Source organism: Tolypothrix bouteillei VB521301, from assembly GCF_000760695.4.
GTDB lineage: Bacteria > Cyanobacteriota > Cyanobacteriia > Cyanobacteriales > Nostocaceae > Scytonema > Scytonema bouteillei_A.
On sequence record NZ_JHEG04000001.1, the window covers coordinates 247,390 to 270,262 of the forward strand.

Genomic DNA, 22,873 nt, shown 5'->3' on the forward strand with positions numbered 1-22,873 from the left:
AAGCTTGGTTCAATGAATCCATGTCTACAATTACAATTACCGTCAAACTATTTGCTGCTTACCAAGAAGCATACGGTGTGCCAGAATTGTTGCTAGAATTTCCAGAAAGTACACCTGTTGCAGCAGTTCGCGATCGCATAATTGCGGAACATCCCAAACTTTCTCAATTACGGGATATCACTCGATTTGGGGTAAACCTCCAATTTGCAGACCCAGAGACTATCTTAAATGATGGTGACGAAGTGGTGTTAATTCCTCCTGTCAGCGGCGGGTGAATCAGTGCTGGAAGATAAGGGAGAATAAGTTACACTTAATGACCAATGACAAATGACACATGACAACAATGAATTTTGGCAGCAAAATAACTTTAGGCTTGAGCCTTGGGCTAACAACTACGACTCCCCAATAGATATAGAAGAACTGGCGTTAACTGAAAGCGAGGTAGATCCAACTGTAGAAACAGCAGACTGGACAAAGTTTTCTAGAGTACGACCGCAACCTACGTTACCCGAACGACTTATATTTATAGATGGTCGCCGTCGTATCGATGCGACTCTTATCGGTGGTAGCGGGAATACCATTGCTTATGGAGCTTTTGGAACAATAGCAGTAGGTGCTGTCCTAGTGGATAGAAAAACCAGTACAGCTACCTGTTCCCAGTTTCATATCCGGCGTATAATTGGGTTTGGAGGAAACCAACAAGCACCAGAAACCCGAATTCCTTGTCCTTTGGGAAGTCAAGCACAGTTAATTTACGAACCAGTCGATCCCTACGTAGAAAACAATCCCAATGTTCCCAAAAATCTGGTTCAGAATATCATGCTTAAGACAGAAGCACTTCTCGCAGCCCAACAGTTTACTCTTAACCCAAATACCTTAATCGTTCGTGACGGGCGGTTACCTTATAACTCCTTGAATTTCACAGTGGGCTATGTTAAGACAATGCATAAAAATTATCTAAGTGAAAAATATGCAGCCCTGTTGTGGGAATTGAAACCGGGAGAACGTACCCCTATTTTTTTAATAAAAGAACAAAACCGTCCCCACTGGAGTTGGTATCTGAAATCCGGTCACGCTCAAACCTCTTCAGATCGTTTTGGTTACCACAATTTACACGGAATTGTGAGATTGGAATTGTCCAGCGATATTCCTCTGACAACAGCCCAGACAATCGCGGATCAAACCGCCTATCTCATTCCTGAATACGCTTCCTATCCTTACAAAGACCCCCGCGCCCCACAAAACCTCACTCCTGTTGGCGCACTCGAACGAGAATTGGGGCGGCGTATGGGTGATGCTATTCTGATCAAAAGGCGCGTACAAAACTTTTTAGCGTCTGTAGGAGTTTTGCCAATACGCTATTGACTGAAAATGTCGTTTCAACAATTATTCAAACAAAAGATTCTTTAACTATCTTTTGAAATTAACGCTCAAATTCAATACCATCACCAATAAGCGCCCTTTTAATTTATGTCTGGTCTGGCAATAATGTCTTACGAATCTTTTTTTTGGTATAATTAGTAAACTAAACTGAGCTAGAGCAGCAATACTAAGGCTATTATCTTAATAGATAAGTGAGAGTTCAAACTTTATGGAAAGCAGCACTTTAGTAACATCACAAACTACTAATTCAAAGATAAATATTGTACTGGAAACTAGAGAAGATGGTAGCGCGATCGCATCTATTTTGGAACTTCCACAGTATCGTGTCGAAGCTACGAATCGCGAGCAGGCACTTGCAATACTGAAGGATCTCGTGGCTCAGCATAAGAACAAAATTGAAGTCATTACGATGGAAATCCAATTACCGCAGGCTGAGCAATCTGAAAGACCTTGGATGAAATTTGCAGGCGTGTTCAAAGACGATCCGGACTTTGACACAGTTCAGCAGTATATTCAGGAGTATCGTCAGGAATTAGATGCTGCTCTTAATATAGAAGATTTCAATCTTGAGAGGGATGCAAGTTGAGCATTTGGATTCTTGATACCGATTGTGTTTCTCTGTTTCAAAGAGGGAATTTAGAAATTGTTCGTCGCCTAAATAGTGTTGAATCTAACGAAATTGCGATTACAATTATTACAGTTGAAGAACAGATGCGTGGGCGATTTCAAGTCATTCGACGAGCTGCTTCTAATGAATTAGCCTCGGCTTATCAAAAGCTACAGGTAACATTTGATAGTTTGAAAAGTTTCAATGTCTTAAGTTTCACTACTGAAGCACAAGAAATATATACAGATCTCATCCATCAAAAGCTCAAAGTTGGTCGTCAAGATTTAAGGATTGCTGCGATTGCGCTTTCTATGAATAAAATTCTGGTCACACGCAACAATCAAGATTTTTCTCAAGTCTCCAATTTATTTTTAGAAAATTGGACTTTGTAAAGTAATAAGCAGGGGATATAGAGGCACAGGGGAGGCAAAAAAGGCAAAACCTAGTTAGTATTGGTACAATCTCTAACTACTATACGGGTGCAAAGCCGCCGCGCCCCTACTTACTACGTAGCAGGTGATATTTATGATGGGTGATGCTATTCCACTCGAACGACGCGTACAAAACTTTTTAGCGTCTGTGGGGGTTTTGCCATGACAACTCCCGTCGGTTTTATCCTCGGTACTCAGGAAGCAACCCCCTTGGAATTTTGGGTTGCAGTATCGCCCGGTCAAGTTTTGCGCCTTGATGATGTGGTGGAAGTGCAAACTCACCGTCCTGATGGGAGTGGTATTGTCAAATTTTATGGTGTGGTTGATTATGTCCGCACCTTACATGAAGGAACTCAGTTTGATACAGATACTTTCTTGGCAAAAAATGGTAGTTTGCCTGTGAATGTTTCCTATGCTGCTCATATTCAAGTGACGCGCATTGAACCAGAAGAATATTTGCCACCACAACCGGGGGATACAGTTCATTTAGCTGTTGATGAAGAATTAAAACGTGCTTTGCATTTTGATGGCATGGAAAAACGCATCCCCGCAGGTACAATGCGTAACAGCAGCCCAGCTTATTTTAACTATGAATTTATTGATGGCACAAAAGGCGCACATATTAATATTTCTGGTGTATCTGGGGTAGCGACAAAAACATCTTATGCTTTATTTTTACTTCACGGAATTTTTCACTCTGCTGCTTTAGGTTACCATCGTGCTAATACCAAAGCCTTGATTTTTAATGTCAAAGGTGAGGATTTGTTTTTTATAGATAAGCAAAATGCTAAGTTGAAAGAACAGGATTTAGCACAATATAATATATTGGGAATACCAGCAGAACCATTTAAAGATGTGCGTTTTTGTGCTGCACCAAGAAAAGGCAGCCATGATGTAGATCCGCATTTAGAACAACGGGCTGATAATATTTCAGTTTATTTGTGGAGTTTGAGGGAATTGTGTCGCGATCGCCTCTTCAGTTTCCTATTTGCTGGGGAAGATTTAGAAAGGGGAAATTTAGGTTTTTTAGTTTCTATTGTAGAGGAAAAGTTAGCCCGAATTGCTGAAGATAACGATAAAACAGATAAAAAAAATAACCGCAAGCTTGGAGTGCATCTAGATGTAGAACCTTATGGCTCGCCAGAGAAGAAAAAAGTCACAACATTTAGAGAATTAATTGAATTTTTAGAAGATAAGTTGGTTGAAAATGAAGATAACAGTTGGTTGGGACGAAATACCAACGCCACTGCTGAGGCTTTAATACGTCGCTTGTGGGGAATACGAGATGAGATAGGGCATTTAATTCGCGGAGATTTGCCTCCCGAACAAATAGCCAAATATCAACTCGATCCTCTATCACCCTCGCATCAAATAACGATTGTTGATATTAATAAGATAGGCGGAAAAGCACAAAAGTTTGTTGTTGGAATACTTTTACAAAGACTATTTGCCGAAAAGGAAAAGCGGGGACAATATCCGGTTGTTTTTATAGTTCTTGACGAATTGAATAAATATGCTCCTCGTGAAGGGCGGAGTCCCATTAAAAATTTGCTTGTGGAAATTGCAGAACGGGGTCGTTCTTTGGGAATCATCTTGATAGGCGCACAGCAAACAGCCTCAGAGGTTGAGCGTCGTGTTGTAGGACAAGCGGCAATTCGCGTTGTTGGTAGACTCGATTCTGCAGAAGCTGAAAGTGCAGAATATAACTTTCTCTCTGGAGGTTGTCGCAAGCGATCGCTCCTCTTAAAATCTGGAACTATGTTTGTTCACCAGCCTGAAGTTCCATCTCCAATTCTGATTAATTTTCCCTTTCCTCCTTATGCAACTCGTGATAGTGAAGTTGCAACTAATGATGAGGACGATGATATTGAATTTTAGTCAGGGCGCAATGCCTTGCACCCTGACTTCTTAGCGATCTTGCTTCCTTTTTCTTGATTTGCTGTTTTTGCTTATAAATTATCCTTGAGACATTAACGTAGCACTTAACAAGCGGTTAATCGGCTAGTGGTTGGCTGCAATGACTCTGCAGGAACAAATAGCGTATTGTGGTCAGCAAAAGCCGTCCAATTTTGGTCAGATAAGGGTTCTGAGGCAACAATAACTTGGGTTGGGTGCTTCGCATCATTGCAAGACCAATAAAGAGTAGAAGCTTCCATGCGGTAGGCATAGCGACTTGCTGCAAGCGATCGACCATCACTGACGATAACATTGGCACTAAAGCTGGTGTCGTATTTTTTAGCCAAGTCTGTCAATTTTTGCAGTGTCGCACGTAAGGCAGACAACAGAGTGCTATCTGGAGACGACTGCCACATTTCCACCAGTAGGGCGAAGATGTGTTCCGAGTCAGTCATACCCTTAATTAAACGATATGTGGAATCAGAAAGACTGTCACGTATCGGTCTGTAGAGCGTCTGTTGAAAGTTTGCTATCTCGCCATTATGCACAAACAACAACTTGCCACTGCGGAAGGGCTGACAGTTGCTAATATCGAGCGATTCCCCCATTCCTGCAAGTCGGACATAGCTTACTGCACAAGAAGATTGTACGTAGTGGCTCAACTCTTTCAGGTTGGAATCGTTCCACATGGGGATAGTGTTCCGATAAACAAATGGTCGATCGCTTTCATCGTACCAACCTACACCTACCCCGTCTGCACAAACGACTCCTGAGTTTAATTCGCGAGGGTTGTAACTTTGGTTGTAGAGCGAATGCTCTTGCTGGTAGAGTAACTCATCTAATCGGATGTTATTACCAAGGTAGCCAACTAATCTACACATCAGAAAAACAGCTCAATATAGCTAGATGTACTTCGTTAACGTAATGTTAGTACATAAAAATTTAGCAAACGAAATTTTATGTGCTATCTGACATAGGGGGGATTTGCTGCTAAAGCACCCTCTACAATGCTGCAAAGCAGCCGCTTCGCGAACGCTTAAATTATCCGTTGAAGGTTTCACCAGTTTTCGTTCTCGCGAAACTCCAGTATAGAAAATAAGAAGTCGGGAACACAGTCAATTAACGCAGCACCGAACTCACCGTTATTTAAGATACGGCATGATATCTTCTGGAACTTCTACCTGTTCGCTTTTTAGTTTCATCGAATACCCCAACTGCTTTGCTCTAGATGTCAAATCCTGTTCCTGCGGTTGCCATAGCTCGTGGCAAACCACCCAGTATTCCCAGTGACTGTCAGCGTTGTACCCAAATGTTTCACCTCCTGGGTTAATATAATGAACTATTGCTGAGTCAGGGATGGCGTTATCCTTAAATGCTACAAATGGTCTAGAGGTAGAGCATTGAATCAGGTCAGTTCTTCTAGAAACCCCACTATAACTGTTAGAGACTTCTACATTCGCTAGATACAGTCGCCTAGTTTCACCGTTTAATTTTACAGTCTTAGTAAGTTGCTTGTTCAAGAGATAGACTTTCCATGTCACCCCCTGGCGAGCGCCCTCAGATACCAATCTTTTGCTTTGTGCATGAGCGCTTAAATTTAATACCAATAAGAGTACTCCTGTGAGACTTGCCAATTTTAGTTTCATTTACCGATAGCTCTATGCTTTGTATCATTTGTATCACAAGATTGCTATCTACTCTAATTAAACCCTTGCGATCGGGACGGGCTGATGAATCATAGCAAATCTGCTGACTGCTACCCCCTTAATTCAGTTTTTGCAACACAACACAACACACAACTATATTACAGTGTTATTCATCCACATAACATATAATGATGGTAGGGAAAAAGGGATGCTGCAATTTATCCTTCTTCTGTTACTCTGGGAAAAGAAAAATAAGAGTCAAATTTTCAACTCTAGATAGAGCGGAAATTTGAGCGATTATTTTCTAACAAACTGGGATAAAATCAAGTTTTTTAGGAAAAGCCTTACGCTGTAAGCATTCTAGAGTATCTCTTCTGAAAGTGATAAAAGAGGGTTATGCCACGAATAATTTTCCAGTGTGAATTTTTCTCCTATAAAACTCGTGTCTTGACTCTATTTTTAAAGAAATAAGCGGTAGTTTTGCGTTGTGAGCGAAGAAGAATTTACTCAGTATCTAATTTTTATCCGTCAGCAGATAGAGGCGCTGTACGAATATATTGTGTTAGTACCAACAAACCAACAGCAACTCTTAGCGTCAGCAATGGAGGAAATTGCCACCTCTTTAGATAATCTGCAGTTATTTCAAGAGGAAATGCAGGCAAACTTAGAAACTATGGAGGTGATTCAGGAAGATCTGCTAGAGCAGAATGAGTACCTGGCAAAACAACATCAGCGTTATCACGACCTATTCGAGTTTGCACCTAATGCGTATTTACTCACAAATGCTCAAGGAATCATTCTAGAAGCTAACCGTGCTGCGGGAGCACTATTTAACGTATTGCCCAACTTTCTGGTAAGCAAACCGTTAGTCAATTACGTACACGAAATAGAACGTTCGGTTTTTCGTAGCAAACTCAATAAGTTGTCTTCTGCGTGTTCTTCTTTGCAAGAGTGGGAAATAACTATGTGCCCGCGTGGCAGTCAACCTTTTAATGCAGTACTGATGGTAGCACCCGATCGTGACTCTTCCGGATTGCTAGTTTCCCTACAAATAGCTATCTGGGATGTGACCGAGTACAAGAACTTGAATCAACAACAACCAGCAATTGTGACCGAACGCTTGGTACCAGAAGCAGAAGTTGTCTCGCTCCCTCACTCGCTCGATGGTTTGCAGGTACTGTTTGTAGATGATGAAGCTGATATTCGCGAGTTTATCACCGCAGTACTGGAGCAGCATGGGATATATGTGACAGCAGTTGCCTCAGTGGCTCAGGCGCTCGAACTGCTAGAGCAATACTCTCAGGAGGAGCCGCCTAAAGGGCGAACGCGTCCCGATGTGATACTCAGTGACATCAGAATGCCGGATGAAGATGGCTATGCTTTGATTAAGAAAGTACGGGCACTGGAGACAGAGAAAGGATGGCACATTCCTGCTGCTGCTTTGACAGCTTATCTTGCAGAAGACCGAGCAAAAGCACTCAAAGCGGGTTTTCAATCGCACTTGCATAAACTTGCTGAACCAATGGAGTTAATTGCAATGATTGCACAGCTTGCCGGGCGAGCTTAAAAGCGAGCACCTTGAGATGGACGTAGTAGGGAAGCAGGGAGAGAAAAGGGAATTCAAATTGTAGAGACTTTACAGCGATTGAAGCAGAAAGCCCACCCCTTCTAGGGGTGTGGGACGCGAATAATGCGGGAGGCAAAGCCACACCGCATTTTCGCTCATGAATGCGTTGCAGCTTTAGCTGCTGTCAAATTTATCTGAAATTGGGATTGCCAGTGTGAATCTTATACTATAAATAAGCACAGTAAGATTTACATTAAGGAGGTGAGGTTATCCATGTTAGTATTTGAAGCCAAGTTAGAAGGAAATGACGAACAGTATCAAAAACTTGATGGATCTATTCGTACTGCTCGGTTTATTCGGAACTCGTGTATCAGGTACTGGATGGATAACCGTGGAGTAGGGAAGAACGAAATTAGTGCATATACAGCTATCCTTGCTCAACAGTTTGAGTTTGCCGATCGTTTAAATTCTATGGCACGACAAGCTAGTGGCGAACGTGCATGGAGTGCAATTTCTCGGTACGACAACTGTAAGAAAAAGAGACCGGGCAAGAAAGGTTTTCCACGCTTTAAAAAAGAACAGACACATGGTTCTGTAGAGTACAAAACTACGGGATGGAAGTTATCTGAAGACAGAAGAAGCATCACATTCACTGATGGTTTTAAAGCAGGAACATTCAAGATGTGGGGAACACGCGACCTACATTTTTATCAGTTAAAGCAGTTTAAGCGAGTGCGGGTAGTGCGTCGAGCAGATGGGTATTATTGCCAATTCTGTATTAACTCTGAACGCCTAGAGAAACGCGAACCAACTGGTAAAACTATTGGGCTAGATGTTGGACTAACTCATTTCTATACTGATAGTGATGGGACTACGGTTGAAAATCCCCGTCATCTACGTAAATCCGAAAAGAAATTAAAACGCCTTCAACGACAGTTATCTAGAACCAAAAAAGGGTCTAAAAACCGCGTGAAGGCAAGAAATAAATTGGCAAGAAAGCATTTAAAGGTAAGTAGGCAACGTAAAGACTTTGCGGTAAAAGCTGCAAGGTGCGTAGTCCTGTCTAAAGACTTGGTAGCCTATGAAGACTTAGTGGTTCGGAACATGGTAAAGAATCACCATCTTGCTAAAAGTATTAGCGATGCTGCATGGACGCAGTTTAGAGAATGGGTTGAGTATTTTGGAAGGGTGTTTGGGGTTGCAACAGTCGCTGTGCCTCCACATAGGACATCTCAAAAATGCTCGAATTGCGGCGAGATAGTCAAGAAAACTCTTTCTACTAGAACCCATATCTGTCCCCATTGTTTCCACATTCAGGGGAGAGACCACAACGCAGCTCGCAACATCCTTGAGATAGGACTCCGTACCGTGGGGCACACGGGAACGTTAATCGCCTCTGGAGACATCGACCTCTGTTCTGGTGAGCCACTGCGTTGCGGTGAGCAGTGCGGTCTTGGGCTTTGCCCAAGAGGAGCAACTGCGGAGGGTTCCCCCCGTTGAAGCAAGTGGCGAACCCATAAGGGTGAGGAAACTCCTCAGAATAAGTCGGGTCGAAGAAAGAGGAACTCTCAGAAGTGATTTTGGGAATCCCACGTGCTTTAGCCGTGGGAGGATGTCAAAATAAAGGAGGAGCATTGTTCTAAAATTTCGCTCGCGCTAAATTATCAGCGATCGCGCCTACCCACTAAATCGACCAGTAAAGGCGATGCACCGACCTCAAAGAGAAACAATTACCATAGAGGATATTGTCATCACTGAAGAACTGTCCCGGAGAAACCCTCGGACTGCGGATTTTCTCTTGGAAAATCAAGCATTGCAGAGGTTGGCGCGGCAGTTGGTAAATCAGCCACAAACTATGCATCAAAGTATAGTTGACATGGCATTAAAATTATGCATTGCTGAAAGTGCAGGGATAAATTTACTAGAGATAGCACCAAGTGGGGAAGAGGTTTTTCGGACTCATGTATTAGCAGGAACATTAGCACAGTATGCAGGCAGCACTACAAAGCGCAACTCTAGTCCCAGTGGAGTTTGCCTGGAACGCGGTACTCCCGTGCTTTATTCCTATCCCGAACGCTATTTTACTGATTTACAGGTAGCGAATATTTCTATCGTTGAAGCATTAATACTACCGTTGATTGCTCCAGATCGTGCCCTTGGCACGATCTGGATTATGTCGCACTCCCTTGAGCGGCGATTTGACAGTGAAGATGTGCGGGTGATGACGAGTTTAGCAGACTTTACTGCTGCTGCACTGTTGATAAATCAGCAACAAAGCCAGTTGCGACAAACTGCACTATGCGATCGCCCAAGAGCGGAAATTGCTTTGCGCGTCTCGGAAGAAAAATACCGCACGCTGTTAAATTCGATGGACGAAGCCTTTTGCAGCATCGAAGTGTTGTATGACTCAGACGGACAGCCTGTTGACCATCAAATCCTTAAAGCGAATCCGGCGTTGGAAAAACACGCAGGCTTAATCGATGCGCGGGGTAGATTGGCAAGCGATGTGCTGCCGTTCGTCGAACAATCCTGGAACGACCTTTTTGCAAGAATCGTTGCCATAGGTGAATCGGAGCGACTTGAGCAGCACTCCCCCGCGTTTGACCGTTGGTTCGACATTGAAATTTTGCGCCTCGGCGACGAAACGCTGCGCCGTGTCGCAGTTCTTTTCCGGGACATCACCGATCGCAAACGCACGGAAGCGAACCTCGCCTTTTTAGCCGAGACGAGCGCGGATTTTGCACCCCTGTTGAGCGCCGAGGAGATTATGGAGCGGGTCGGCAAACGGCTAGCCGATTTTCTCAATCTCTCGCGCTGCAATTTTTCCATCGTTGATGAGGAAGCCGATCTCATCGAGTGCATCTATGCCTGGAGGCGCGACGACTCTATGCCCAACTTATTCGGCGCACACCGCATCTCGGCTTTCCTGAACGAAGAAGGCAGGCGACATTACGCGGCAGGTAAGCTCTCAGTTATCAACGATACGCGGACTAATTCGATGCTCAACCCGAAGTTGGAAATGTGGGACGAGCTTGGCTTCGGTTCGATTGTTGACGCGCCTTACCTCAAAGACGGGTGTTGGAAATTTTTGTTAACCATCGCACGCTCCTCTTCGGGCGAGTGGCGCTCTGATGAAGTCGAGCTGATTCGGGAACTCGCCGAGCGAATTTACATCCGCATCGAACGTGCCCGCGCCGAAGAGGCTCTGCGCGACTCGGAAGAAAAATACCGTTCGCTGTTCAACTCAATGGACGAAGCATACGCCGTTGTTAAGGTCATCCCTGACAAGGAGGGTGCTTGGAGCGACTTCCTCTTCCTAGAAGTGAACCCCGCTTTCGTGAAGCACACCGGGATGGAGTACCCCGTCGGCAGAACGGCAACCCAGATCCTCGGCACGCCGAACCCTCAGTGGGTGGGGATCTACGGCCAAGTAGCCGAGACGGGCGAGGCGGTACGCATTGAGATGACGGAGGACACCCTAAACCGGGTCTTCGACCTCAACGTCTTTCGGCTGGGCGATCCGGGAAGCCGCCGCGTCGCGGTGCTGTTCACCGACATCACGGAACGGAAGCGTGCCGAAGACGAGCGCCAACGCGCACAAGACGCAATGCAGGCATTTTTCAGTAATGTGAGTCATGAGTTTCGCACTCCTCTGACTCTGTTGCTGAGTTCGATTGAAGAGACCTTGAACGATCTGGCACATCCCCCCAGTTCCGCCCAACGATCGCAACTGCAATTGGCGCACCGAAACGCGGTGAAGCTGCTGAAGCTCGTCAATACTTTGCTTGACGTTTCCTGCATCGAAGCCGAGCGCATTCAGGCAGTCTATGAGCCGACAGATCTCGCAACCTTGACGACAGAACTTGCGAGTTCATTTGAGTCAGCCATCAAGCAAGCAGGCTTGCAACTGGTAATTGATTGCCCACCCTTACCAGAGCCAATATATATCGATCGCTCTATGTGGGAAAAGATCGTCCTCAATTTGCTCTCGAATGCGTTTAAATTTACCTTTGCAGGCGAGATTGCAGTCCGCTTAAGGCGGGCTGGTAATTGGGTTGAGTTAACTGTACAAGACACGGGCATTGGCATTGCCTTCTCAGAAACACCTCGCTTGTTCGATCGGTTCTACCAGGTGAAAGGAGCCAGGGGGCGGAGTTTTGAAGGATCGGGGATCGGCTTGTCTCTGGTGAAGGAGTTAGTTAAACTGCATGGCGGCACGATTACTGTCAGCAGTGTTGAAGGAGAAGGCAGTTGCTTTCAGGTATCCATTCCCACCGGGTTTGCTCATCTTCCCCCCCAACAGATTGGCTCATCTCAAACCTTGCCCTCAACGGCAACAGATCTACGTGCTTATGTGGAGGAAGCGTTAGGGTGGCTACCCCAGGAGGAGGGGGAGATGGGGAGATGGGGAGATGGGGAGAAAAGAGCTTTTAATTCCCCTCTGCCCCCCTGCCCCTCTGCTCCCCTGCCCAGTTCTGCCCGTATTCTCCTGGTAGATGACAACCCCGATATGCGTGCCTACCTGAAGCGGTTACTGGATGAGCGATGGCAGGTGGAGACAGCAGCCAATGGCGCTCTAGCCCTCACCCAAATTCAGCAACACCCACCCGACTTGGTGCTAACTGATGTGATGATGCCAGAGATGGATGGGTTGCAATTGCTGCAAGCACTACGTTCCGATCCTCAAACAAAAAGTATTCCGATTATTTTGCTATCGGCACGAGCAACAGAAGAGGCAACGGTCGAAGGTTTGGCAACGGGTGCGGATGATTACTTAATCAAACCCTTCAGTGCCCGCGAACTGATGGCACGGGTTGAAACTCATCTTCAATTGGCACGGCTGCGCTTTGAGCAATCTGCCAACCGCTTCAAAAATGAGTTTCTCTTGACCGTGACTCATGAACTGCAAGCGCCCCTAGCCAATATTCTCGGTTGGACACGCCTACTACAAAATCAACCTTTTGACAGTGTTAAGGCGGCTAGGGCACTTGCTGTCATCGAACGCAATGCAACTATCGAGGCAAAACTGGTGAAGGATTTGCTCGATGTTTCGGGCATTGTTTCAGGAAAGCTACAATTGCAATTTCAAGTTGTTGATTTGGTTTCTCTGCTACAAAACGTCGTGACAACATTTCACCAAACAGCTAAGGCAAAGAATATTCAACTCATCGAGGCGATATCGAATGTTGCACGGTGTAATGTTAAAGCAGATAGCGATCGCCTGCGACAAATCATCAGCCACTTGCTAGAAAATGCCATCAAATTTACGGACTTTGGGGGAAAAGTCAGCATCGGGTTAGAACATCTTGACTTCAATGTTCAAATTACTGTGACTGATACAGGTATCGGCATTTCTCCTGATTTTCTTCCCTTAGTCTTCGATCGCTTCACTCAAGCGGAAGTACCTAGCCGTCATTCACCCGGAGGAGTAGGTATTGGACTGGCGATAGCGAAGATGCTGGTGGAAATGCACAACGGTATAATAGAAGCAAGCAGTGACGGAGTTGGGCTGGGTGCAACCTTTACCGTCAAGCTACCGCAAGTTGGTGTTAGTCCTTAAGAAAGATTTAAAAAAACAGAGAGTGAACAATCAGATCCTTTTGGGTGATACTGAAGTTACGTTGTTCTGCTGTGGTAATGAATGAAACAATTGCTTCACACGTCACGGCAACGGTTAACATCACAAGGTTTCGTGTCAGCGGATAATCACAGACATCATCATTTACGTCGGAAGGAACGCGATAAAAGTCATTCCAGATCGCTTCTGCATAATCAGCCGATAGTCCAGCGTGAAGACAAGGTATGCTGAATTGTTCGGCATAATTTTTCACTGCAGTACGTGCCACACTATTGTCAAACACATCGACAATGAGCTGGCTGTCTTGGAGGAGTTGAGTTGTATTTGCTGAAGTCAACTCAAGTGTCTTAGCATTAACTTTAGTACCAATTGCTCGATATAAATTGTTAGCTAAAATCTTCGCCTTGAACGCCCCCACATCAGAACGGTAATAAGGCTGAGTTGAAAGATTTCGCTCCTCAATGCGATCGCGATCTATCACTGTCAGTTTATCAAAACCAGACCGAGCTAAGTTTTCAGTGATGTTAGCTCCTAATGCTCCCGCCCCACAAATTGTTACAGGATAGTTTTTTAACTTTGCCATCACACCAGTCGTGCGATAAAGCTGTTCGTGAAAAAAGATACTCATATTAATTTGTAATTAATAGACTCACTCCTCTTGTTGTTCCATCACACCCACTAGAGATTGCAAATCAAAATCGCTATCGCGTCCGCTCAGACAAATACCAGAACTCACAACAGTCAAATCGGCTTTAGCGATCGCACTACTATGGCGAACACCATCAGCCGTTGTCCAATCGACTGTCCAGTAATCACCGCGATCCTGAAATTGGCGTAATTCACCACCACCCATCTGCAATGCTTTTCTCAGTCGCTTTTCATCCTGTTGAGGTTGAGCAAAGCTCTCCATACGCCGAGTCGCTAATTCATACAGCGTGCGGATTTCTGGAGTCATACCTTTGAATTGCAATTCTTCAACAGGAGTCAGTTCCTTAACAGCTGATTGCAAAGTTTCTACAATAACCGGATCGGTACGGCGATCTACTTCTTCAAACCAACACGATTGTCCGTTCCAACGGGCAATAATTTGCTCAAAAACAACACCCTCAGTCACTAGATGTACTGCGAGCGGTTTAACGAAGTTCAAGCGCTGACGCATATCTACTTCATTGACAGGGTATGCTAACCAAGTTTGTCTTTGCAGTTGGTATGCCAACCGCAGCCGTATTTGGGGAAAGTGTTGCAAATATTCCGCAACCTGGGGTAAGTCGGCTTCTTCCACAACCGTTGCTGTCTTAGCATCTATCGCCTGAAAAATACCCCAACCTTCATATTCCCTGGGCTTCGGTGTGAAGGTATAGATCATTCCTGCTACTCGCGTGCGAACTCGTCCACCCCTGACACAGGGCGCAAGGAATTGGGTGGCATATAGCTGTGCTTCTGCGATCGCAATTTGATTGATTAGCTTGCGGATATCAGCCATAGCACCATCTCTCCATAAAATTGCTCAGATGACAGGAGGAGTTTTTTAGCCGTGCTGAACCAGGATATAAAAAGCTCGCGCAAAGGTAGAAAGAACAACTTTATACTTCAATTCAGCAACGTCACAAATGATTTCCCGCGTGCAAGTTGGTGGAGCATTGCGTGTTCTGAGTTACTAGAGGGACTCCTCTGGTAAGTTTTTACACACTCTTTCAAGGATGGCTACTTTTAAGCCCACCTCCCAGGTTCTTCGCACTCCCCGTTCACACACGCCCACTGTATTTGACAGCGTTACTTTTCCTCTCGTACTAGTATGTAGGCTTCACGAGTTGGGGCACGCAGGCTATTAATATAATACAATATACTACATAATATTAGAAGAGTTTTGGAGTTAGTATCGGGATGCGTTACAAGTGACTGTAACGCATCCTGATGTATTCTACTTATCGTCTCTTACAGGCAACGGCATATCCAAAATCTCCATCAGCAAATCCAGACGAGAGGGGCGCGTGAGCAGTGGAACGAGGTTTGGCAAGCTGTAGTAGTCACCCGCAAAAGTGAACGTATCTACGGGTGCTTGCTGCTGCTTCAGTTGATTTTCTACCCAGTTGTAATGAGTACCCACGCGGACAATCACCACATTGGGCATTACCGCTAACTCCCGACAGTAAGTCTTGTAGACTTCACCGAAGTAAGGACCGGTATTTTCGCCCTCATCCGTCACCACAATTATCTGGTCAACGACTTGCTTCTTCTTCCGCATTGCTTCCAATGCACAACCGATGCTAGTACTACCACCTGCGTTAATGTGCTGAAAAGCACGTTCCCAGTCGGTCAACTCCTTGCCTTTTGCCGTAACAGCGTAAGGAATGGTGTCGAAGGCGTAGACAAATAGTTCAGCTTGAGTGATACCAGAGATGAGAGCAGCCAGTCTCTTACCAATCTCAATCGCATTGTCCATTGAACCGGACTTGTCCACTAGTAGGGCGGTTGGACGTGCGATTACACCACGCCGCTTCACCTGCTCGTTAGTCACTTTTTCCAGTTGGGCAACGGTGTCTGCATCTAAAGAAGCTGTGTTTGCAGCAATCTGTGCTTTGAATGCTGCAACACGTCCGCTCGTAGACGCTTCTTCCAGCTTAGAATCAATCAGCTTCTTGACTTCTGGGTGCTCCATTGCACCTCTAGTTTGGAGAGACTTGAGGTTGTTGATCGCTTCTTGAGGAGTCATGCTGTTGATTAAGGCAACCAAAACAACTGGTGTAAGTTGTTTGATGGCACCAATTGCGATGGTGTAGGGAATGTTAAACTCCACAATCAGCCGTGCTTGTTCGGCAGCACTTTCTGAAGACGCAAGCTGCTTCAGCACATTTGCTAACGAACCCTCTGGAGGAGTATCGCGGAATAAAATCGCATTTGCCCGTTCATTTGGCTTAATGTGTAGCGAAGCATATAAGTGCTTCATTGCTTTACGACCTCGCAGTGCAGCGCGATCGAACAGAGCCGGATTGCTCTCCCGCGCCTTCAGGTAACGCCGCACTGCAGTCCGAGCCGAACGAGGCAATTTATTCTGCTGCTGCTTCATGAAATCCACCACACGAGCCACTTGATAGGGTGGAAATTCTTGCAACATTACAAATCCAGCATCTCGGTGTTCGGTTAAATTGCTGGTCAGCAAGTGAGCAACAAATACTTCCTTATGGTCGCGGACATCACCGTGACGCTGATACCAAACTGCTAAGTGTCCGTAAAAAAGCGGATCTAATTCAACAATTAACTTATGAATTTCTGCGACTTGCTCTAGCTTGCGGTGAGGAGTTGTCAGCAAACTGTTGAGCATTTCCAAGCGCAGGTCACGTTCTGCGGTATTCACAGTCATCTCCTCTAGTTGTGGTGAATGAGGAGACAGATGTTGCACGCGGGGCGATCGAATCACCGCGCAAGTTGTAGAAGCATGGTCTGTAACTTATGGAGAGTTATGTAAGCTTCTGCGATCGGGGCGCGGCAACAACTGCCAATTGAAAAATTTAATAAAATATCGAAATCAATGGTACTACTCCCTGAAAGTAGTAGTTGCGTAAGCTACCATCATATCTGCCACTATTGCGACAGCACTTTTTGAAAGCAGCGACCAGAACCACAAGGACAAAGGTCATTGTTACCAAGCTTTTCTTGTAGTTCTTTGTCACCATGAATAAGGCGAGCGCCACGTTTAACAGCTTTTTCCGATGGGTAGCCACGCCGACGTTTACTAGATGGTTCAAAAGCAGAAATCGTCAAAGTTGTCGAAATCTTCAGGCTCTCGATCGCTGTTGATGTTGAAAGAATTTATCTTCTTCATCATCCTCACCTCCATTTCTTCAATAGACATCAAAATTACTTGAGAGAAACTGGCTAATAGCTAATAGTCAAAAAGCAATCAGCAATTAGCCATTAGCCATTAGCAATCCAAATTTTTTACAAATGATTTAGGATTGCGATAGCAACCTCCAATGAGTTGCAGTTAACTCATAGTTGAAATAAATAGAGCACTTCATGCAAGTTGAAAAAGCTGTTGATTCATACACGGGATTTGAACCCGTAATTACCTGCTTTTAAGTCAAGCGCCTGTTCCAATTCGGCTAGTATGTAAGCTTTTTCGGTTGGGGCACGAAGTGGAAATTTTAGTTTTTAGAAAGTTGATGTAACATAATTGGAATTCCACGCAAGTTAGCAAAGCATTTTTCACAATTGCCTTTACCAATTAGGCTACGCTCCCATGAGTGGAAGCGGTAGGAATTGAACCTACAAATCCGTTGCCGGACAGTGTGTAAGCTTTACAAGTCAGGGCGCGGAATAAAATCTTTAATGATTCCGTGCAAGTTCAAGAAGCTTTTTACAGCTACGATCGCTCTTACCAAATATTGGCAGTGGGCACGCATACTAAGTCTGCGAGAGACTTAGAAATCTGCATCGCTTGTTCGATCGCTCGAATTTTACTACCTTAGGACCGTTATCAATGTGTATGTAAGCTTCTTTTGTTAGGGCACGGAAGACTCAGATCTTCAACCGTAGACAGCTTCAGGACGAACGATCAAATCCCCACTAGGACGACGATCTACTATATAAGCAGAGAGGCGATCGCTATTCACATCTAAATGCCGAGCAATCCGCTCCTTGACCGCCACATCATTCATAGAAGCTGCAATTCCCAATTGTGTTTCTGAGACATCAACAGAACGTCCTTCAAATCGAATATGAACCATTGGAATCACCTCTTTTTAATTACAAATTATTGAGTGGATCTGACCGGGATTGAACCGATACCCTCCCTGTGAGAGTTACACTCACACCTCATGCAAGTTGAAAAAGCTGTGGTAACACACGCAGGAATCGCACCTGCAACTTATCGTTTTAGAGACGATCGCTCTACTGTTGAGCTAGTATGTAAGCTTTTTCTGTCAGGGCACAAGTAACATCTGGGAACTCTACCGTTAGAGCTACAGACCCAAGGCACAAGTAATTGCGTTCTGCACCAAGCGCAGAACCGCAGATATTGCCTCAATTAGACCATTGCAACTTCAGTCAAAGTCGAGGCAAGTGGAGCCGTCGGGGATCGAACCCGACTGCTGCAACCGTCCGTTTGTTGGTTTCGGAGCAGCCGAACGCCAATCGCGGCCCCAAAAGTGGGATTTATGCAATTGTCAAGGTTCTAAAGGGTTTTTGTTTTGCCTTTTGAGGAGGCTTTTTTTCTATACTACAAATGTAGTATGCGTTTTACATGATGTCAAGGGGGTACTACAAATTTCATAATGAATGACTTGACTCTACTGCGTTAACGAGAGAGTTTCTGCACCTTGCCCTGTAGAGGTTCCTTTTTGATGAACCACTCGTGCAGGCTGGCAAGCCTTAATGCAACTTTTTGTAACAAAGCTTGTTTGAACGGAAATGCTCGCTAACGAGATAGACGAGTTGTAGGTTAGCGTATTAAAAATGAAAAGAATACACTAGATTCCCGATCGCTAATTCTATGGTGAGACGCGAGTCATTCAAAATCTAAAATCAAAAATTTATATGCGCTTAATCCATACTGCTGATTGGCATTTAGGAAAACGACTTAAAGGTGAAGACCGCACGCCAGAAATTGCAGCGGCGCTCGATGAAATACTCAAGCAAGCAAAAGCACGACAAGTGGATGCTGTTTTAGTAGCAGGTGATATTTATGATGTTCCAAATCCACCTGCTGAAGCCGAACAAGTTGCCTATAATTTCTTCTGTAAACTGAAAGAGGCAAAAATTCCTGCAGTTGCGATCGCGGGAAATCACGACTCTGCTTTTCGTTTTGATGGGATCGCAAAACTTCTCTCATTTGTGGGAGTCCAAGCGTTAGGGAGACCGCAACCGCCAAACAAAGGGGGTGTGATTCACGTTGACACTCCTAGTGGAAAGTTGTGCGTTGCAGCGATGCCATTTGCCTCGGAACGTAGATTATTGAAATATGAAGATTTGTGGGATAAAGATGATTTAGAACAACGCCAGCATTACCGCTTTCAGGTACAAAAACTTTTAGGTAAACTAGCAACTCAGTTCCGAGATGATAGCGTTAACGTTATCATGGCACACATGACCATTGAAGGGTCTTTACGAGCTTACTCAGAAGTCGATTACTATACGCGAGATACATATCTTATCTCCGGGCAAACTTTACCACCGACAGCCCAGTATATTGCCCTCGGTCACATTCACAAACCCCAAAAGATTTCTCACGCCGCACCGACTTGTTACGCAGGGTCTTTAGTTCAGATTGATTTTGGTGAAGCAGGGGAAGAAAAAGGATTTTATCTCGTTGAAGTAGAACCGGGACGCCCTGCAAAACCAGAATTTATTCCTGTTCCTTGCCAAAAGCCTTTAAAAGTTGTTCGATGTCATGAAAACGATTTAGAAGACACTTTAGAAGCTAATCGGACGCATCCAGGATTTTTAAAGTTGGTGGTTGAACTAACAGCGCCTAAAACGGGTTTAGCTGAGATGGTGCGTAAAGTTTGTCCCCAGACATTGATTGTCGAACCTCATTACTTAAAAACCGAGCAAGAAATTGCGACTGAGTACCGGGAAGACAATCAATTTGATGCTGTGGAAGAGTTTCGCCGCTACTACTTGCAGCGTCATGAAAACACGGTACCGCCATCGATATTAGAAGCATTTGAAAAACTATATCAGGAGATGAGTGATGCGAGCGCTTGAATTATCCCTTGAAGGTTTTACCAGTTTTCGCTCTCGCGAAACTCTCGATTTTTCCGAACTCGATCTGTTTGCCATCACGGGACCCACAGGCGCAGGCAAAACTTCTCTTCTGGATGCTATCACTTTTGCACTTTACGGTCATGTTGCTCGATTTGGAAAGGATGCGACTGCTAAAGAACTGGTGAGTCTTGGAAGCCAAAATCTGAAAGTCAGTTTTCGCTTCTCAGTCCGTGGAGTGGAGTATCGCGTCACTCGGACTTGGCGGGATCGTCCTAAAACTGCTGAGAGTAAAGTTCTGTTGGAATGGCTGCAAAATGACACCTGGGAAAAATTGGAGACAAAGAATGTCACCAAGCGAATCGAGCAAGTGTTGGCGATGGATTATGAAACTTTTACTCGTGTCATTTTATTGCCTCAAGGTAAGTTTGATGAATTTATTAAAGGAAGTAAAGTTAAACGTCGGGAAATATTGCGGGATTTAGCTGGCTTTCAGATTTTTGAAAGAATGCGCCAACAAGCTCAAGGACAAGCTGATGGTTTGAAAAAGGAATATCAAATTCTCGAGCGTCAGTTGGAGGAGTTAGAGTTACCCTCAACAGAGTTATTTGCAGAAAAACAACAGCAGTGCAAAACTCTCGAACAGGGGATAGTTGGGTTGAACGAAGCAGTCTTTAAAGCACAAAAAGCGCTGGATAAAGAAGAAAGTTTGTTAAAGCAAATAGAGCGGTTAAACGAGATGCGATCGCAGTTAGAGCAACTGATTTCTCAATCTGGAAAAATTGAAGAATATAAACTACGGCTGCAACAATCTCAAGCTGCTGACCAAATTAAGGACACTTATGCTTTGGTGAAAGCTGCTAGAGAGAGATTCACAAAAGCACAGGCTGAGGTTGTTTCTACACAAAAAAATCTCACTCAAGCCACGCAGGAATTAGAGCAAAATAAGACAAAACTTGATGAAGTTACAGAATACCAAAAACAGGTAGAAGCTCAGTTCAAGGTGAGAGAGGAAGCTTTAACCTCAGCGCGAAATTATGAAGAACAAAAACAGCAGTATCAAACGGAATTAACACGCAGCCGTCAAACACTCTCCCAAAGACAGAATAATTTAGCTTTAGCCAAGCAGGAATTAAGTAATGCTGAGAAGAAACTGCAAGCGGCTAGCCAGCAAGTTGAAGATGCGGAAAAGGAACTGACTCAATATTCTCCAGGTGGTACTCGGTTAGATCAACTTCAGGAGGTGTCACAACGGCTTGGTTCTTATAAGTTATTACAGGAACAGACTGATAATTTTCGTCAAAAATTAGAGCAAACAATTTTAGAACGGCAAAACTTAGAGAAAAAAGCTCGGGAAAATCGGGGAAAATTAGAAAAAGCAAAATTAGTTTTACAAGAAAAGCAAAAAGTTTTACAAGAAGCTGAAGCAGCGAATCAGATCGCATTACAAAGTAACCATGCTGCTGCTTTACGTCAGACATTACATGATGGAGATAACTGTCCTGTTTGTAATGGAACATATGTAACAGCAAGCCTACTAAGTTTACCAGAGATTGAGCAAGTTGATACAACAGAATTGTTATCTCAGAAAGAGGAAGCAGAAAAAGAGTATAAGGCAATAGAGAAATCTGTTGCTATAGCCGAAACAAATTTAGAAAATGCCAAGCAAAAAGAAGTAGAAGCTCAAGAGGAATTAGCTAATTCTGAGAAGCGATTAACCAAGTTAAAACAGGAAATTAGCTCTGTACTGGAAACAGATGGTTGGGAAATCAACGCACTGAATAAAGAATTTAAAGCATTGCAAGAAAGCGATCGCTTATATCATCAAACTTTATCCAAACAAAAAGATGCAGCAGCACGGGTGCGCGAAACTCAACAAGCATTAGAAGCCACTCGCAAGACTCATACAACAGCTGTAACAGAATGCGATCGGGCTCAACAGGAAGCCCAACGTTGGGAAAATCAATTGCAGGAAGTGGAAACAAAATTGCATGAGATTTCTGGGGGTAAATCCCATGCACAGCTGCAAACAGAATTAGAAAAAGACAAGCAGAAATTGGAAAAACAACTGAAACAGGTGACTGAGGCTTATCAAGTTGCAGAGAAAAAAGTGATTCGGTATGAAACTGAAGACAAAAAAGCTCGCGATGATGCAGATACAGCACGTCGTCAAGAACAACAGCTCGAATCCACTTGGCAAGTTGCACTTGTTTCTGAAGGGTTTACTGAGGAAAGTTTTCTAACGGCGCGGGCTGATTCCAAACAGCAAACTTTTTGGAAAGGAGAGATTTTAGATTACGATACAGGGAAAGTGGAAATAGAAACACGAGTTGAAGAAGCCAAATCACAGGTAGGCGATCGCACCACAACCCCAGAGACCATCCAATCTTTGCGAGATGCCAAGAGTGCAGCTGATGGAGAACTCAAACAAGCACAAAATCAACTGGCTCAATTAATGGCTTGGATACAAGATGCTCGATCGAAGCAGAAGCAAGCTGAAAAACGCCAAGAGGAATTGTCTTTAGTAAGGACACAAGCAGATACTTATACCAATCTCGCTCGCAGCCTCAAAACGGATGAATTTCAAGCTTTTGCTTTGGAACACTTAGAAAGAGAGTTGGTAACTCGTGCAACCCATGTTTTGCAAGAACTCACAGATTCTCGCTATGCGCTGAGAATTCAAGATGGAGATTACTCGGTTGAGGATAATTGGAATGGTGGTGACTTGAGACGAGTACAAACTCTTTCAGGTGGCGAAACATTTGCTGCATCTCTTTCTATGGCACTTGCTTTGTCGGAAAAATTATCTATGGGTGCAGAGTTAGGGAGTCTGTTTTTAGATGAAGGATTTGGAACATTGGATGCAGATACGCTAGAAACTGTCTACCAAATTTTACAATCTTTACGACAGCAGGACCGATTGATTGGGGTCATTACTCATGTTAAGGCATTGGGAGAGCGATTGCCACAAGTGAAGGTTTATAAGCGTCCGGAGGGCTCAAAGATAGAAGTTGAGATATTTTAATAGAAATACAATCTCTGCTTTTCTCTTTGTGTTCTCTG

The 22,873-nt window shown here is 44.4% G+C and carries 18 protein-coding genes and 1 tRNA gene; 11 read left to right on the top strand and 8 right to left on the bottom strand.

Going from position 1 to position 22,873, the window contains the following annotated elements; all coding sequences use genetic code 11:
* Positions 1 to 20: 20 nt before the first annotated feature.
* From HC643_RS01020 to HC643_RS01040, 5 genes are all read left to right on the top strand, one after another.
* Positions 21 to 275 (top strand): MoaD/ThiS family protein, encoded by a 255-nt coding sequence (locus HC643_RS01020; RefSeq protein WP_038080490.1) that lies wholly within the window; start codon positions 21 to 23, stop codon positions 273 to 275.
* 52 nt (positions 276 to 327) lie between these two features.
* Positions 328 to 1,365: a hypothetical protein gene (locus HC643_RS01025; protein WP_038080491.1), complete on the top strand. Its 1,038-nt coding sequence runs from the start codon at positions 328 to 330 to the stop codon at positions 1,363 to 1,365.
* A 226-nt stretch (positions 1,366 to 1,591) separates the two neighbouring features.
* Positions 1,592 to 1,969 (top strand): hypothetical protein, encoded by a 378-nt coding sequence (locus tag HC643_RS01030; RefSeq protein WP_038080494.1) that lies wholly within the window; start codon positions 1,592 to 1,594, stop codon positions 1,967 to 1,969.
* The gene (locus tag HC643_RS01035) at positions 1,966 to 2,382 is read left to right on the top strand and encodes a type II toxin-antitoxin system VapC family toxin (protein ID WP_038080496.1); all 417 of its coding nucleotides are present in this window, start codon (positions 1,966 to 1,968) and stop codon (positions 2,380 to 2,382) included. Before HC643_RS01030 ends, HC643_RS01035 begins: the two co-directional genes overlap by 4 nt.
* Before the next feature lie 201 nt (positions 2,383 to 2,583).
* Positions 2,584 to 4,299, top strand: coding sequence for an ATP-binding protein (locus tag HC643_RS01040; protein ID WP_038080497.1), 1,716 nt, complete (start codon positions 2,584 to 2,586; stop codon positions 4,297 to 4,299).
* A gap of 104 nt (positions 4,300 to 4,403) precedes the next feature.
* Here HC643_RS01040 and egtC read toward each other — a convergent pair whose 3' ends face one another.
* Positions 4,404 to 5,198: an ergothioneine biosynthesis protein EgtC gene (gene egtC, locus HC643_RS01045; protein ID WP_038080498.1), complete on the bottom strand. Its 795-nt coding sequence runs from the start codon at positions 5,196 to 5,198 to the stop codon at positions 4,404 to 4,406.
* Positions 5,199 to 5,459: 261 nt separating this feature from the next.
* A complete protein-coding gene (locus tag HC643_RS01050) occupies positions 5,460 to 5,963 on the bottom strand; it encodes a hypothetical protein (protein WP_038080503.1) in 504 nt (167 codons plus the stop codon).
* Between the two features lie 487 nt (positions 5,964 to 6,450).
* Here HC643_RS01050 and HC643_RS01055 point away from each other — a divergent pair, with 487 nt between their 5' ends.
* The 3 genes from HC643_RS01055 (at position 6,451) to HC643_RS01065 (ending at position 13,090) form a co-directional block, all read left to right on the top strand.
* The gene (locus HC643_RS01055) at positions 6,451 to 7,530 is read left to right on the top strand and encodes a response regulator (RefSeq protein ID WP_038080504.1); all 1,080 of its coding nucleotides are present in this window, start codon (positions 6,451 to 6,453) and stop codon (positions 7,528 to 7,530) included.
* A 273-nt stretch (positions 7,531 to 7,803) separates the two neighbouring features.
* Positions 7,804 to 9,030 (top strand): RNA-guided endonuclease InsQ/TnpB family protein, encoded by a 1,227-nt coding sequence (locus HC643_RS01060; protein ID WP_237265799.1) that lies wholly within the window; start codon positions 7,804 to 7,806, stop codon positions 9,028 to 9,030.
* A gap of 205 nt (positions 9,031 to 9,235) precedes the next feature.
* Positions 9,236 to 13,090, top strand: coding sequence for an ATP-binding protein (locus tag HC643_RS01065; protein WP_038080505.1), 3,855 nt, complete (start codon positions 9,236 to 9,238; stop codon positions 13,088 to 13,090).
* A 7-nt stretch (positions 13,091 to 13,097) separates the two neighbouring features.
* Here the strand turns inward: HC643_RS01065 and HC643_RS01070 are convergent, their stop codons facing one another.
* The 5 genes from HC643_RS01070 to HC643_RS01090 all read right to left on the bottom strand — a co-directional run bounded on the left by HC643_RS01070 (position 13,098) and on the right by HC643_RS01090 (position 17,221).
* Positions 13,098 to 13,736: a ThiF family adenylyltransferase gene (locus HC643_RS01070; protein WP_038080509.1), complete on the bottom strand. Its 639-nt coding sequence runs from the start codon at positions 13,734 to 13,736 to the stop codon at positions 13,098 to 13,100.
* A gap of 21 nt (positions 13,737 to 13,757) precedes the next feature.
* Complete coding sequence (locus HC643_RS01075) at positions 13,758 to 14,591, bottom strand: hypothetical protein (RefSeq protein WP_038080511.1); 834 nt, start codon at positions 14,589 to 14,591, stop codon at positions 13,758 to 13,760.
* Between the two features lie 438 nt (positions 14,592 to 15,029).
* Positions 15,030 to 16,463 carry a vWA domain-containing protein gene (locus HC643_RS01080; RefSeq protein WP_082051565.1) on the bottom strand — a complete coding sequence of 478 codons (1,434 nt, stop codon included), beginning with the start codon at positions 16,461 to 16,463 and terminating at the stop codon, positions 15,030 to 15,032.
* Between the two features lie 227 nt (positions 16,464 to 16,690).
* The gene (locus HC643_RS01085; protein ID WP_202048570.1) at positions 16,691 to 16,870 is read right to left on the bottom strand and encodes a YecA/YgfB family protein; all 180 of its coding nucleotides are present in this window, start codon (positions 16,868 to 16,870) and stop codon (positions 16,691 to 16,693) included.
* Positions 16,871 to 17,150: 280 nt separating this feature from the next.
* Positions 17,151 to 17,221 (bottom strand) — tRNA-Leu (locus HC643_RS01090).
* Between the two features lie 224 nt (positions 17,222 to 17,445).
* On the opposite strand from HC643_RS01090, the gene HC643_RS41930 reads away from it, so the two are divergent.
* A complete protein-coding gene (locus HC643_RS41930) occupies positions 17,446 to 17,577 on the top strand; it encodes a hypothetical protein (protein WP_272899684.1) in 132 nt (43 codons plus the stop codon).
* A 57-nt stretch (positions 17,578 to 17,634) separates the two neighbouring features.
* On the opposite strand, the gene HC643_RS01095 is transcribed toward HC643_RS41930, so the two are convergent.
* Positions 17,635 to 17,835 (bottom strand): hypothetical protein, encoded by a 201-nt coding sequence (locus HC643_RS01095; protein ID WP_038080516.1) that lies wholly within the window; start codon positions 17,833 to 17,835, stop codon positions 17,635 to 17,637.
* Between the two features lie 808 nt (positions 17,836 to 18,643).
* Here HC643_RS01095 and HC643_RS01100 point away from each other — a divergent pair.
* Both HC643_RS01100 and HC643_RS01105 read left to right on the top strand, forming a co-directional pair.
* Complete coding sequence (locus tag HC643_RS01100; RefSeq protein ID WP_038080517.1) at positions 18,644 to 19,813, top strand: metallophosphoesterase family protein; 1,170 nt, start codon at positions 18,644 to 18,646, stop codon at positions 19,811 to 19,813.
* Positions 19,800 to 22,835, top strand: a complete 3,036-nt coding sequence (locus tag HC643_RS01105) for an AAA family ATPase (protein ID WP_038080519.1) — start codon at positions 19,800 to 19,802, stop codon at positions 22,833 to 22,835. The genes HC643_RS01100 and HC643_RS01105 overlap by 14 nt, the downstream gene beginning before the upstream one ends.
* The last annotated feature ends 38 nt before the right edge of the window (positions 22,836 to 22,873 follow it).

Coding starts and splice junctions, on each gene's coding strand:
- HC643_RS01020 (WP_038080490.1), top strand. CDS start 21: ATGTCTACAATTACAATTACCGTCAAACTATTTGCTGCTTACCAAGAA.
- HC643_RS01025 (WP_038080491.1), top strand. CDS start 328: ATGACACATGACAACAATGAATTTTGGCAGCAAAATAACTTTAGGCTT.
- HC643_RS01030 (WP_038080494.1), top strand. CDS start 1,592: ATGGAAAGCAGCACTTTAGTAACATCACAAACTACTAATTCAAAGATA.
- HC643_RS01040 (WP_038080497.1), top strand. CDS start 2,584: ATGACAACTCCCGTCGGTTTTATCCTCGGTACTCAGGAAGCAACCCCC.
- egtC (WP_038080498.1), bottom strand. CDS start 5,198: ATGTGTAGATTAGTTGGCTACCTTGGTAATAACATCCGATTAGATGAG.
- HC643_RS01050 (WP_038080503.1), bottom strand. CDS start 5,963: ATGAAACTAAAATTGGCAAGTCTCACAGGAGTACTCTTATTGGTATTA.
- HC643_RS01060 (WP_237265799.1), top strand. CDS start 7,804: ATGTTAGTATTTGAAGCCAAGTTAGAAGGAAATGACGAACAGTATCAA.
- HC643_RS01065 (WP_038080505.1), top strand. CDS start 9,236: ATGCACCGACCTCAAAGAGAAACAATTACCATAGAGGATATTGTCATC.
- HC643_RS01070 (WP_038080509.1), bottom strand. CDS start 13,736: ATGAGTATCTTTTTTCACGAACAGCTTTATCGCACGACTGGTGTGATG.
- HC643_RS01075 (WP_038080511.1), bottom strand. CDS start 14,591: ATGGCTGATATCCGCAAGCTAATCAATCAAATTGCGATCGCAGAAGCA.
- HC643_RS01095 (WP_038080516.1), bottom strand. CDS start 17,835: ATGGTTCATATTCGATTTGAAGGACGTTCTGTTGATGTCTCAGAAACA.
- HC643_RS01100 (WP_038080517.1), top strand. CDS start 18,644: ATGCGCTTAATCCATACTGCTGATTGGCATTTAGGAAAACGACTTAAA.
- HC643_RS01105 (WP_038080519.1), top strand. CDS start 19,800: ATGCGAGCGCTTGAATTATCCCTTGAAGGTTTTACCAGTTTTCGCTCT.